The sequence below is a fragment of the Paenibacillus sp. G2S3 genome (genome assembly GCF_030123105.1).
In the GTDB taxonomy this organism is placed as follows: Bacteria; Bacillota; Bacilli; order Paenibacillales; family Paenibacillaceae; genus Paenibacillus_AQ.
The window spans coordinates 5,578,952-5,593,155 of record NZ_CP126095.1; the positions used below are offsets into that span (position 1 = coordinate 5,578,952).

Below are 14,204 nucleotides of genomic sequence, written 5' to 3' on the forward strand. Positions count from 1 at the left end.
AACCGCAGCGGGTGATTAGATTAGCCCACTATCGGGTACAGTTAAAGCCGCAGCAGGTGACTAGGACTCGCAGGTGCATGTATCTAACGTAGCTAACGACCAAAAAAAAAAGCAGAGCAGCGATCTCCAATAAGGAGAATCGCTGCTCTGTCTTTTTAAGAAAGACTATTTGAAGTTTAGTCAAACACACGATCATCCACTGCCGGTTTGGCTAAAGGAGCTCCGATAGCAATCCAAGAGATGACCCCGTAGAAATGCGGAGTTTCACGTAATCGCACCACTTGAATGACTGCATCTCCATTGGCTCTACTCTTCAAGGAAGCATAGAAGTAAGGTTGATTAGTCATGGCAACAAGCACATAACCGGTATGACCAAAGTTCTCATCAAACGATACGGTCACCTCCACACTCTCAGCATCCCCATTGAACATAAAGGCTGTCATTCCGAACTGCTGAAGCGTCTCTCGCTTTCCTGCAGTCTGAATCGGACTGAAGGATAGATGTTCAGCATTTACAGAATTCGCTGCCAAATGGGACCCATTTACTGCACCGGGAGCAATATGATAATCCTGAACGCTTTCTTCCTCCAGATGACGGGCTTGAATGGCAAAAGAAGAAATTTTTGAACCCACAACCGCCTCATCCTGAAGCTCTGTCGTCCCTACGGAACCATCGGCTAGATGAGCGGACTCGATGCTGCCTGCCTTCAGCTTAGCTCCGTTGATACTTGCATCAGGGAGCAATGCTGAGCTGCGTGTTTCATCCGCTAGATGCTCCAATTTGATGATACCAGGCTGCAAATGTCGATCAGCTACAATCTGGTCAGCAAGATGCTCTCCGTACACACTCCATGGCTGTAAATGTAAAGAATTCACTGAACCTTCGGCCAGCTTTTCTTCAGTAATACTGCCTTCCGGCAACAAATCGGCACTACGTACCTCTTCTGCCAGGTGCTTCAGAGTGATGCTGTCAGATCGAATATGGCGACTATCCACCGCATCCCCTGCTAAATGACCACCATAGACACTACCAGGAGCCAGATGGAAAGAATGGATGGATCCACCCTCCAATTTTTCTCCTGTGATACTACCGTCTGGCAGCAACTCGGCGCTAAACACTTCTTCTGACAGATGACTCAGGTTAATGCTTCCAGACCGGACATGGCGGCTATCTATCGTATCACTCGCTAAATGTCCCCCGTACACACTGCCCGGAGACAGATGGAAGGCATTAATGGATCCACCCTCCAGTTTCTTTCCAGTAATGCTGCCGTCTGGCAGTAGATCAGAGCTACGAACCTCTTCCGACAGATGAGCCAGTGTAATCTCTCCATGTCGGATATGACGGCCTTTTACTGTACTTGAACTCAGATGACTGCCATTTACACTTTCAGGCATTAGATGAATAGAAGCTACCGATGCTTCCGCTAACTTATTGCCGGTAAGGCTACCGTCTGGCAGCAGATCAGAGCTACGAACCTCTTCTGACAGATGCGCTAGGTTGATCTCACCATTCTGAATATGACGACCTTCTACTGAACCCAGGCTCAGATGACTACTTCCTACACTTCTAGATATTAGATGAATGGAATCTACGGATGCTTCCGCCAACTTCTCGCCAGTAAGGCTACCGTTTGGCAGCAGATCAGAGCTACGAACCTCTTCCGACAGGTGAGCTAGGGTGATCTCACCAGGCAGGATATGACATCCTTCTATCGAACCTAAAGTGAGATGACTACCATCCACACTTCCAGGCACTAGATGAATGGAATCTACCGATGCTTCCGCCAACTTCTCTCCAGTAATACTACCGTCTGGAAGCAACTCGGAGCTGCGTACCTCTTCCGATAAATGAACTAGGGTGATTTCACCATGCAGGATATGACGACCTTCTATTGAACCAGGACTCAGATGACTACTCCCTACACTTTCTGGTGCGAGATGACTAGAATCTACGGATTCTTCTGCCAGCTTCTCCCCGGTAATACAACCTTCCGGTAACAAGTCTGCACTACGCACTTCTTTGGCCAGATGAGCCAGCGTAATCTCACTGTACCCGATATGACGGCCTTCTATTGTATCCAGGGCCAGATGACTGCCATTCACACTTCCAGGTATTAGATGATTTGAATTCACGGATTCTTCCGCTAGCTTTTCTCTGGTAATACTGCCGTCTGGGAGCAAGTTTGCACTACGTGCATCTTTCGCTAGATGAGCCAGTGTAATCTCACTGTACCCGATATGACGGCCTTCTATTGTATCCGGGCTCAGGTGACTGCCATTTACACTTCCAGGTATTAGATGATTTGAATTCACAGATTCTTCCGCCAGCTTTTCTCTGGTAATACTGCCGTCTGGAAGCAAGTCTGCGCTACGTGCATCTTTCGCTAGATGAGCTAAGGTGATTTCACTGTGTCCGATATGGTGACCTTTTACTGTATCCGAGCTCAAATGAATGCCGTTTACACTTCCAGCCACTAAATGAATAGAACCTACCGATTCCTCAGCGAGCTTCTCGCCGGTAATACTACCGTCAGGCAGTAGCTCAGAGCTATAAGTTTCTTCTGCCAGATGAGCCAGTGTGATCTCACCATGCCGGATGTGACGTCCTTCTACTGCTCCCAGAATCAGATGATTTCCATCTACGCTTCCAGGTACAAGATGAATAGAATCTACCGATGCTTCTGCTAGCTTCTCCCCGGTAATACTGCCCTCTGGCAGCAAGTCGGAGCTACGTGCATCTTCGGCTAGATGAGCCAGCTTGATCTCACCATGCCCGATATGCCGCCCTTCAATCGTATCAACACTTAGATGGCTGCCGTCTACACTGCCCGGTGAAAGATGCTGGGAATCCACAGCCCCTTTGGCCAGCTTAGAGCCGCTAATGCTGCCCTCCTGTATTTGAATCGTAGAGATGGAATTAGGAATAATATGGCCATTTCCGATGGACAACGGCCGAATATGCGCCCCGCCGATGCTTCCCGGATTCAAATGTCTGCTCTGAACCGCGCTATCGCTAATGGATTTTGAATGAACTGCATTCACAGATAAATGCTCTGCCTGAACTGCTGACACTGCTAATTTACTGGAATCAACGCTTCCGTCGGCAAGCTTAGCCGAAGTGACCGATAAATCACTAATCTTATCCGTCGATACACTTTCCGGGGACAGCTTTAACGACGTCACCACATGATCTGCCAGATGATGCGGCTGCACCGCTCCAGCGGCCAAATGAATCTCTCTCACCGCAGCAGAAGCGAGCTTATCTCCTGAAACCGAGCCGGACTGAATCGCAGCGGCAGTCACACTATTTTCTCCTAGATGTCTCCGTTCCACGGCTCCAGTGGCTAGATGATCTTTATCCACCACGGCATCCTGCAAGGCACGACCACTCACGCTGGCATCGGCTAAATGTTTCTCCTCCACTGCACAAAAAGCAATATGCTCCCCGCTAACCACTTCACGAGCGATCGTACTTCCGATGACCGATCCTGCTGCTAGTTTAGCCGAGTTTACCCCTCCATCCGCTAACTTGGCGGAAGTAACACTCTGTGGACGAAGATGCTCTGCTCCCACAGATTCTGAGGCCAGCTTTTCTCCAGTAACAGCACCAGAGGACAGATGATCCGTATGAATAGCTTCATCCATAAGCTGCTCCGGGCCCACCGCTTCCAAAGCTAAATGAGAGTGGTTCACAGCCTCACGTTCCAGATGGTTGGAGGAAATAGCTTGCATAGCAATTTGCGGTCCGCGTATGGCGGATTTGGCAATATGTCTTGTGGTTACAGCTTCATCTGCTAGCTTATGTGCGAGTATGCTTTGATCAGCGATTTTCGATGAGGTAACTGCTTGCTCAACCAGCTGTGCAGTACCTACTGCACCCTCCGATAGCTTCAAAAAAGAAATACTTCGGTCAGCCAGATGACGACTTGTTATTTCTCCGTCGCTGATATGGGAACCGTGTACGCTTTCTGCACTTAAGTGGATGCTTCTCACTACTTCTGCACCTAGCTGCTTGGAACCAATAGCACCATCTGCAATATGCGTGCCTTCGATTACACCCGACTGGAGCTGCTCCTTGCCGATCAGCTTGCTGGCAAGCTGCCCTGGTCCAATCGCTCCCGGTGCCAAATGTTTGGCAGTTATCAGAGCATCGCTAAGATGACGACCCTCAATAACAGCATCCGCCAGCTTGGAGCCGCTAATTTCACCATCGGCTATTTTATCACCAGATACCGCTGCATCAGCTAGCTTGGAACGGTCAATACTCCCGTTCGCCACGTGGCGGCCAGTGATGCTGCTGCTTCCTATTTTTTCACCAGTAACCGCTCCATCTTCCAGTAAATCAGCCGTAATAATCAGATCGCTCAAATGACGACTCTCAATAGATTTATCTGCAATTTGTCCACCGCCGATAATTCGATCAGCCAGCTTCTCTGGACTAATACTGCCGTTCTTCAGCTTCTCTCCACTGATGGAATGGTCCAGCAGTTTACCGCCACTTACGCTTCCTTCAGCTAAATGCTCACCCACAATGGATTCAGGCGCGATTTTCGAAGAAGTAACTGCCTTGTCCGCGATATTGATACTCTGCACAGCGTAATCTTGCAGCCATGGTGTACCGATAATACCGAACTTCAGCTTTGAACCGTCGATGGTGCGTGGGGCGATTTTAACCCCAGTCACTGCTGCATCCGACAGATCATCTGTATAAACAGGCTGGAACCGCTCTTTTTCCGGAGCGAACCAGATCGTTTCAGGAAGATTATCCGCCTGTTTCTGAAGCTGCGTTTCCACTATAGCCTCTGGCTCTAGTTCTGGTTGCAGAATTGGAACTGAAATCGGTTCCTCTAGAATGACTTCAGCAATTGCTCCCCCACTTACCTGAACATCCGCGAGCTCTGCTTTACTGACTCCGTCACTGCTGCTCCCCGAATCCTTAGAACTGCTTTTGCTTTCCAGCATGTTCAGTTCCTTTATATTGGGATTATCTACATAGTAGAGTCGTTTTTGTGGACTGCGCGGCTGCTTTTTTTTGGAACCCCTCACAAGCAGTCTCCTCCTTCCATCTATTGTTTCTCCTAGGCATCATATGCAGCGATATGGGCTGATGACACCCTTTTGCGATAAGCCCTTAATAAGATTCTGATGAAATTTAAACTTTCTTATATTCAAAAAAAGGCTTCTGCCGCCGCGCATTCGTCCACCCTGACATGCGGGTACAAACATACAATGACAAGAGTAGTAAAAGCGGGAATCACGTGACCGAAGAAACAGGAGGAACAAACATGGGGCATACGCACGTTGGAATACTACTAAATGCCGATATGCACCGGGGCGTTCCCCGGCTAAAAACAGGACAGGAGTCTCTATCCAATTATGAAGAGGCGGCCGCTGCATACGGCTTAGTCCCCTGCTTCCTGAAGCTCGCAGACATCGATACAGACTCAGGCTTTAGTAGCGCATATATAAAGGGATCTCAAGGATATAAAAGCGTAGTAGTTCCTACGCCCACTGTCATCCATAACCGGGCGATATACAGCCAGAATAGCCCAGGAATGCAACGTCTGCTGCGGCACCATCCTTTGGTGTACAACACTTGCAATCGCTACGGCAAGGATGAGATCCATGAACTGCTTGAGCAGCATGAAGAGCTGCGTGAGGTTTTGCCAGCAACAACTGGCGTGTCTGGACTCAGACAAATGATGAATCGTTACCCCGATCTTATTCTTAAACCTTGCCGTGGAAGCATTGGGCATGGTGTCATGCGACTAGTTCGTAAAGGGCCACAGCGCTGGAGCCTACATTATCTCTCCTCCTCAATGCGGCGCTGGATAAGTACTCCCGTATATCAGGGGGCACTACCAAAAATGCTCCGAGCACGCCTTGCCTCTGTTCCTTATCTCGTGCAGGAGCGTATTGCCCTTGCAGAGATTGAAGGACGTCCCTTTGATTTACGTGTCACCGTTCAACGTGGCTGGGGAGGCGACTGGCAGGTCACGGGTCTCTTTGCTAAACTGGCACCTCCTGGAGGATTTGTCTCCAATATAGCCCGTGGAGGGGAAGCTTTAAGCTCTTCCTTTGCGCTTGAAAAAGCCTTCTCTAGATCAACAGCGGCTCATATCCGTATGTCTGTCGAATCACTCAGCCTTGTTATCGCGCGTTGTCTCGAACAAGACCTTCCAGGTCTGGCCGATATCGGGCTGGATATAGGCATTACTAAAGACGGCCAACTCTTCTTTATAGAATGTAATGGCCGCGACCAACGCTATGGATTTCACAAAGCTGGCCTTACGGAGATTTGGAAGGAGAGTTACCGAAGACCTATGGGATACGCACGTTTTTTACTAGAAAAGAACAGTCTCATATATAACAGTTATTGATTTGTCTCCTATTCTATGTCAATATAATGCAGAGCAGATGGCGGCCACATACGACCGTACTGCTGTATTATGGAAGGGAGATGGGCATGGTAAAACAATTGCTGCGGCTAATGACCGAGCTATCCTCGCACCGATGGCTTTCACGGTTAATGGGGTCTTTTTCTCATAGTAGACTCAGCCGTTTTCTAATCCCGGTATTTATTAAGACTTATCAAATCCCCTCCGCCCAAGCGGAGAAGAATCCTGGAGAATATCTCACTCTTAATGAGTTTTTCAGCCGCCGGCTGAAGCCTGGCATGCGGCCTATTGCAACCGATGCTGACGCTTTAGTTAGTCCCGTAGATGCAATGATTACTGCTATGGGTGACATTTCCTCTGGTACGATTATGAATGTAAAAGGGCAGGATTATAAGATCGAGGATCTACTGAATCATTCTCCGCATCTGGAGCTATACAAGAGAGGTTTTTTCTTCGTCCTTTATCTAAGTCCTACGGATTATCACCGGATTCACTCTCCCCTTACTGGACATAAGGTTGAGAGTGATCATATTCGTGGACGAGCCTATCCTGTCAACGATTTCGGCATGCGACATATGAAGGGCGTACTGAATCGCAATGAACGTCTTATCACGTATATCGCCGGAGACTACGGAGAAACCGCAGTAGTAAAGGTAGGCGCGATGAACGTCAGCAGCATCGGGTATACGGATGCTAACGCTACCGAGTGGCAAATTGGCGATGATCTAGCCTATTTCGAGTTCGGCTCCACTGTAGTACTGCTTATGGAGAGCGGTACTTTTACCCCGAGACCCAAGCTTGAGGTCAACACGAAGGTAAAGATGGGGGAATTGCTGGGGACGCTACATCGGCCGCTTTAGTAAAGCTACGATATAACAAAACAAGGGTATCCCTAACCGATTGAAAATCGGCGCCGGGATACCCTTGTTTTGTTTATTTCACTTTAGAGCTTGTTACGCTAGCATAGTAATCCAGTACATTGTTGATGATCACAGCTGCTTCAGCTCTTGAGGCCGAAGCTGTCGGATCCATTTTTCCACCGCTGCCTCCATTTACAATACCAAGATCTTTGAAGGCATAGACCGCTTCTTTAGCATAACCCGCAATAGAAGCATCATCTGGGAAGTCATGGTTAGTCGGTTGCGGCAATTCAACATTCAGTTTCTTCAATGCATTGAATAGAATTACACACAGGTCCTGACGGCTAATGCTGCTATTAGGAGCAAACATGCCATTACCGATACCATTGATCAGTTGATTAGAAGTCCCAATCTCAACATAGTTTTTATACCAAGCATCTTTCAGAACGTCAGTAAACTGCTTTTGATTCTCGCCCATGCTGAAGTTGAAGCTTTTTACTACCATGGCAACAAACTCGGCACGGTTTACCTTCCCACTTGGATCAAAGCTTCCGTCTGTGCGTCCGCCGATAATATTTCTCTCCACCAGCGCTGCAATCGCTGATTCTGCCCAGCTAGGAATTAGAGTAGCATCTTTAAACTTATTCTTAAGCTCTTGTCTGATTAGCTCCGGTGTCTTCGTTTTTCCATCTGTTTTTGGAGGCTGAGGCTGCTGTTCTCCAGGTTTTACGACTTCTCCAGGAATGGATGGTACTGAAGGTACTGCTGGGTTAGTCGGTGTTGGTGTGCTTGGTTGATTGCCATCTCCACCTGTTCCGCCGCTGTAAGGTTTAACGATCACAGAGATCTGCACCTTCAGGCCAAGCGGATTAGCTATACCCTCCGGCAAGATCAGCTCCCCCTTGATGGTGTACGTTCCTTCCTTATTACCGTTATAGCCTTCCTTGTTCCACTGAACAGAAACGACCTTATTCATCCCGGTATTCAGGGTTACTGATACTGAAGCTGGTAGCTCCAGCGCGTCAAAACCAGTGCCATAAGCAACGCTCTTACTTGCTAGCGCTTGCACTTCCGTGATTTCCGGTATCGTAATAACCTCTGGCAGCACTTCGATCGTAATGGATGCCTTTAGATCCTTTGGATTGCTGATACCTTCCACAGGTACTAGCGCTCCTTTCAGGATAAAAGCCCCTTGCTTATCGCCATTGTAACCGTCACTATTCCAATCGATGGATATCGCCTTTGTCTCACCGTTGTTCAAAGTAGCTATTACAGATGATGGTAGCTTCAATCCATTAAATGGAGTGCCGAATGGAACACTCTTACTTTCCAAATCCTGCACTGTGACAATCTCAGCGACACGAATCACTTCCGGCCTTACCTGAATGGTGATGGAGGCTTTCAGATCATTCGGGTTAACCATTCCTTCTTCAAGGACTATAACACCGTTCAGTACGTAAGATCCTTCTACATTGCCGTTATAACCCACAGGGCTCCATTTAACAACAAGTTCCTTCTGCTCATACGTATCAAGCGTTACTGTAGCTGAAGACGGCAATTCCAACTTATCAAAAGCGGTGCCAAATTCAACATTTTTGCCCTCCAGCTTCTCAACCTTAGTAATCTGGATAGGTTTAGTACCTTCTGGCAGTACAACCACTGTAATAGAAACAGTTTGATGGGTACTATTCAACACACCCTCAGGAAGCTCAAAGCTACCTGCCAGCGTATAAATCCCCGCTTTTCCACCGTTGAAATCTTTACTATCCCATTGTACAGGCAAGTGAATTACCCTTTTGTTGCCCAATGTAGCTTCCACTGTAGCTGGTAAATTCAATTCTCCTGCAACAGTTCCGAACGGCACACTCAGCAGCTGCGGCTGAACAATCGATATAATTTCTTTAGCATGGGTATCTTCTGTCCATTTGGCATAATACACCGTGCTTATGTTCATTACCGTGTCTACTGTTAATGCATTACCGGTCCCTTCTTTATTATCAAACCAGCCAGCAAAAATGTAGCCTTCACGTTCCGGTACCCGAGGTAAGGTGCTTATTGCTTCACCTTTAAATGCGGTTACCTTAGTAGGCGCCGGTGCGTCCAGATAATTCTGATCGAAGGTGACTTCAATCGGATCAGCATAAATGAGTTCAACATATTGTAAATTTGCATTTAATCCGTTAAAAATCATATACACATTTTGTTTTCCAGTCACTTTGGTTCTGTCTAGGAAGGTTTCCGCTGTCAAATAATGATCAATGTAAGAATTTCCAGATGTTTGCTTGGTGCTTGCCATTCCATAATTCCCCCAAGCAGCGCCTGCCTTCTGAGCAAAACTAATGCTTGCAAATTCATTACCGAGTTCGAAAGTACCCCCGCCACTGTAAGCATCAGCATATGCTTTTCCTTGTGTAGTAGCTCGTTTGACTGGTTTACCCGTATTGTCAGCCTCTGTATAGAATTTAAAAGATGGAGACGATCCGCCTTCACGGGCATATTGCACTCTTACTTCCACAAGATTAGTCAAGTCAACCTGACCAAAATAAACAAGGTCATTAGAATTGACATAGCTCATGGCGTCCGTACCACTTTCGAATCTGAACTGGGTATTCGTTGCATAAATCCACGGTGCATTATAAGGGTAAATTCTAATACCATTCTCTATTTTCAGCGTTTCTTTCGGAGCAATATTGATTGGCATAGACGATATGCTCAAATCTGTTATAGCCGCTTTTAAGGAAGCTATGGCTTCTGCAACAACCTCGTCGTTAATCGGCTCAGCAAGAACAGCCTTAACCTCATCCAGCACAGCGTTGAATTTGAGCTTTTTGTAAGCTGTGTATGCATTCATATCGATATTTTGAGCAGCCTTGATATCCGCATCTAACACCGATGTGTCTACATTGTCCTGCTTCAGCTGGAAGGTTAGCCAGTTCAGGTCAATACCAGCACTCTCAAATACAATTCTAAGGGTATGCTCACCCGCCGACAGCTGAATATCAGGGATTCTGAAGGTTTTCCATACCCCTTTAGTCGTGGTGAGGTCGAAGGTACCCAGTAGCTTATCGCCATCATAGATGCCAAAGGACATTTGGGCGACATCCGATTGGCTAGAGCGAATTCGTGATGTGACTTTGTACATGCCTTCTTTCTCTACATTTACCTTATAGGAGATGGCTTCTCCCTTACTTGTGTTGGTGTAGCATAATCCGCCGTCTACATCATTACTGCTTACTGGCGTGATTATCGGAGTAATGGAGGCAAATTCCGTCTCAGCTACCTTCAATTTAGTATTTTTCCCAATCTTCTTTACTGCCAAAGCTACATCACTGTTGATTCTGACATAATCAAAATCAACAACAAATGGATCTGTGAGATTCTGACTTCCATTAGATGCAAGTAATCCAAACTTCGGATTGGCATAATTCGCAGTTGTACTGCCAAGTGAAATATATTCCTTGCCGTCAGCGCTGACATAACCGGAATAGCTATTGCCTATTTTTTTCAAACGTAAATACAGCTCTTTCTTTTCTCCAAAAATACTGGTGAGCTGACTGGCAGACAGTTGTCCGATGGTAACAGGCTCCGTACCTCCGGTTTCTTTGGTCATACCGATGATCTTGCCGCTACTGTATTCATACTTCACCCAGATATAGTTATTGTTATCCTGTGAAGCCGTGATGCCGACGCCGTTATAATTTTGATTTGGCGCTTTGCTCATATTAATTTTCACTGTTGCTTCCCAGTTGCCGAAGGCCTCCTGCTGGAAATAGTTCTTCAAATCTGCATGATCACTCCAGAAGTCACCTCTTTCAGCGATGATTCTCAAATTGCCGAGAGCGGTGCTCAAAGACCAATTTTTGTTGTTTTCTGTATTGGTAGCAGTCTCTTTATTAATCGTCCAGAAGTTGCTTAGATTTGTACTATCGAACTCATCACTCTGTGGTGTCGTACCAAACTGTATCACATAGGAATTCGCCTGATCGGAGCTGATACATTTGATCGTCACTCTTTTATTGATGAGATCTACGTTGGCCGTCGCTTTTACACCATCATTCGTTTCAAACGTAACTTCAGGCAAAGTAGCCCCGTTACTGAGACCTACATCATAACTGAACCTAGTCTGTGCAAACCCCTCAAGCGGCTTACCATCAATAGAGATATTCTTTAAATAAGCATAGGTCGGATTCTCAAAAATAGGTTCCAAACCTTCCTCCGAAGAGAAAATAACCTTGTAGATCCGTTTCTCTCCTCCGGCCGAAGCAGTAATTACAGCAGCCGGTCTATCTTTATCCGCTTGTCGTATACTTACGTCTACACCAGCTATCGCCGTAGCTTTGACTTCAGGATAGCTGCTAGTTTCAGTCGTTTCACCAAAGGCTTTATAGTCGAGTTTCAATGGATTAAATATTTTAATCTTTTTGCCGCCAACCGTAATATCAGAGAGCTGTGGATCTCCTGATTTGTCCGTATTCACCCGGAACCAATCTCTTCCCGGCGTATAATTGACCACATAATCAATCTTTGCCGTTCTTGCAAAGGCTGGAGATTTCATCAAAAAGCTCGTAATATTCTTGGCAGAACGCTGCAATTCTCCCAAGGTCAGACTGCCGTTAGCAAGCGATGTCATCGTATTAAAGGTACTGTTATTCCGATTCTTATGCGTTTCTGCATAATCGTTCGGAATTACCATGTAAAGGTCATTTTGGGCACGGACCATGGCTTTGCCGTTGGTTTCATCATAACGATTGGTAGTGGCATAGAAGCCCTGATCCTCACTCATCTTCGCCCACCAGTCTGTCATGACAATCCCGTCAAAGCCCCACTCTCCGCGGAGGATGGTCGTATTCAGATCATAGTTACTGGAAGCCCAAGTTCCGTTTACCGGACCATAGGACGTCATCACTGAGCGCGCCTTTCCACTCTTCACTGCCATTTCATAACCTTTCAAATAAATCTCGCGAAGCGCTCTTTCAGAGACAAGTGCATTCACAAGATGTCTATCCGTTTCCTGATTGTTCGCTGCGAAATGCTTAATAGTAGGCGATGTACCGTTCTTCTGAAGACCTCTTGTCTGCGCAGCAGCCATGATGCCTGTCAGTAACGGATCCTCTGAAAAATACTCAAAGTTTCTTCCGTTCAGGGGACTTCTGTGGATATTGATTCCCGGTCCAAGCAGCGTGTCGATATTGTTAATCAGCATTTCTTTACCGAGAAGATCAAACAATCTTTCATTCAGCTCGGTGTTCCACGTACAGGCAAGCATCGTCCCGTTCGGGATACTGGTCGCCTTCTCTGCATTGGTCTCCATCCGGATTCCTGAAGGACCGTCGGCAGCACTGTCGATAGGGAGTCCGAATTTCAGCAGATTTTTAGTGACACCACCAAAAGCCGCAGCGGTACCGGCAGTAACTTTAGGGCTAGACATTCCTTCCCCTAAAATAATGGCCCCCAAATCGTTATTGGACAATTGTGCAATGAACTGATCCATAGTCACTTTTTGATTGTATACATCCAATAAGGTATAACCCTTGTCCCCAGTTTGTGCAATGGACGCAGGGAGATTTTGCTTGATTCTTTCATCCAAGTCGGTAGTCCGTGTCGGTACCTTTTCAGTGACGGTCGTAAAAGTACCATTTTCATTCGGTTGTCCTGGTTTGATACGATCAAATTCCTTAGTTGGCGCGAGCGCTTCCTGCAGGGTTTCTACAACCTTCAAAGCATTAAGGCTGTATACTCCTTGCTTTTCGCTGTCACTTACACTGTTGCCTACGTAAATATTATAGTCACCAGCTTCTAGGACATAAGATGAATCATGACCTGTAATTCCACTATCATCATATGAGGCCATATCTTTGGTGTCATACGTGATGGTGATCGACTGTGATTCCCCAGGCTGTAACAGCCGGGTCTTAGCAAAAGCAGCAAGCTCCTTGGCCGGCTTGCCAAGTTTACCTTGTGGTGCACCGTAATAAATCTGTACAACTTCTTTGCCTTCCACCTTACCAGTATTCTGAACAGTTACAGTCACTGCAACCTCATTCTCACCAGCTTTGACATTATCAGTCGTGATCTTGAAATTGGTATAGGACAGTCCGTACCCAAATGGATAGAGCACCTTATCCGGAGCAAAGGTCTCAAAATAGCGGTAGCCTACATAAATATCCTCACTATAAGAATTCTCAGTTTTGCTGCCAAAATGTGCAGTAGAAGGATAGTCAGCAAGTGTAGCTGCAATCGTGTCGCTCAATTTACCGCTTGGCGTAACGTCTCCGGTCAGTACGTCGGCTACAGCGCTACCGCCTTCCATCCCCCCTTGCCATGTGTACAAAATAGCAGCTTTGGGATAGTTTTTAGCCCATGACATATCGATAACGTTGGCTACGTTCAATACGATGGCCACACGGTCGAATTTGGCATAGACCCGGTTAAGCATGTCTACTTCAAGGTCTGTCAGCTTATAGGCACCCTTGACGTCCGTATTATCCTTATCTTCACCGGCTGTTCTACCGATGATGACCACAGCTGTATCCGTTTTTGCTTTTGCTGCATCCACAATTTCATCGGTTAAAGGCATTTCTGCCTGTGACCACGGCTCTGCTGCCCAGCCACCACCGCCATTGTTGAAAGGATTCTTTTTGATCCAGTCGGCATAAACCTTCGCCAGATCTTCATTTAACTTGAGACTGGGATTGTTCCGAAGACCTTCCAGAATCCCATTCACATAATCTACCCTTACCGCACCGCCAGATCCTGTGCCTGACTTGTAATAATGCGCTTGTATGCGGCCAAATACCGATACATTTTCACTCTTCTTGATAGGAAGCACTTGTTCATTCTCATTTACTTGTGATCCTGCTGGTTTATACTCCGGATTTTGCAGCATCACAATACCTTCAGCGGCCACTTCTCTGGACACATCCGCTAATCCCGGGAGAACCTTA

At 46.7% G+C, this 14,204-nt stretch carries 4 protein-coding genes; 2 read left to right on the forward strand and 2 right to left on the reverse strand.

Annotation, left to right across the window (positions count from 1 at the left end; all coding sequences use genetic code 11):
- Positions 1 to 176 precede the first annotated feature (176 nt).
- A complete protein-coding gene (locus QNH28_RS24560) occupies positions 177 to 5,048 on the reverse strand; it encodes a WIAG-tail domain (RefSeq protein ID WP_283908936.1) in 4,872 nt (1,623 codons plus the stop codon).
- Between the two features lie 239 nt (positions 5,049 to 5,287).
- On the opposite strand from QNH28_RS24560, the gene QNH28_RS24565 reads away from it, so the two are divergent.
- Both QNH28_RS24565 and asd read left to right on the forward strand, forming a co-directional pair.
- Positions 5,288 to 6,382, forward strand: a complete 1,095-nt coding sequence (locus tag QNH28_RS24565; protein ID WP_283908937.1) for a YheC/YheD family endospore coat-associated protein — start codon at positions 5,288 to 5,290, stop codon at positions 6,380 to 6,382.
- Positions 6,383 to 6,468: 86 nt separating this feature from the next.
- Positions 6,469 to 7,260, forward strand: coding sequence for an archaetidylserine decarboxylase (asd, locus tag QNH28_RS24570; RefSeq protein ID WP_042191516.1), 792 nt, complete (start codon positions 6,469 to 6,471; stop codon positions 7,258 to 7,260).
- Positions 7,261 to 7,333: 73 nt separating this feature from the next.
- Here the strand turns inward: asd and QNH28_RS24575 are convergent, their stop codons facing one another.
- On the reverse strand, positions 7,334 to 14,179 hold the full coding sequence (locus QNH28_RS24575) for a glycoside hydrolase family 3 C-terminal domain-containing protein (protein ID WP_283908938.1): 6,846 nt from the start codon (positions 14,177 to 14,179) through the stop codon (positions 7,334 to 7,336).
- Between the last annotated feature and the right edge of the window lie 25 nt (positions 14,180 to 14,204).

Excerpts from the sequence above, each read along its gene's own strand:
- QNH28_RS24565 (WP_283908937.1), top strand. The coding sequence starts at position 5,288 with ATGGGGCATACGCACGTTGGAATACTACTAAATGCCGATATGCACCGG.
- asd (WP_042191516.1), top strand. The coding sequence starts at position 6,469 with ATGGTAAAACAATTGCTGCGGCTAATGACCGAGCTATCCTCGCACCGA.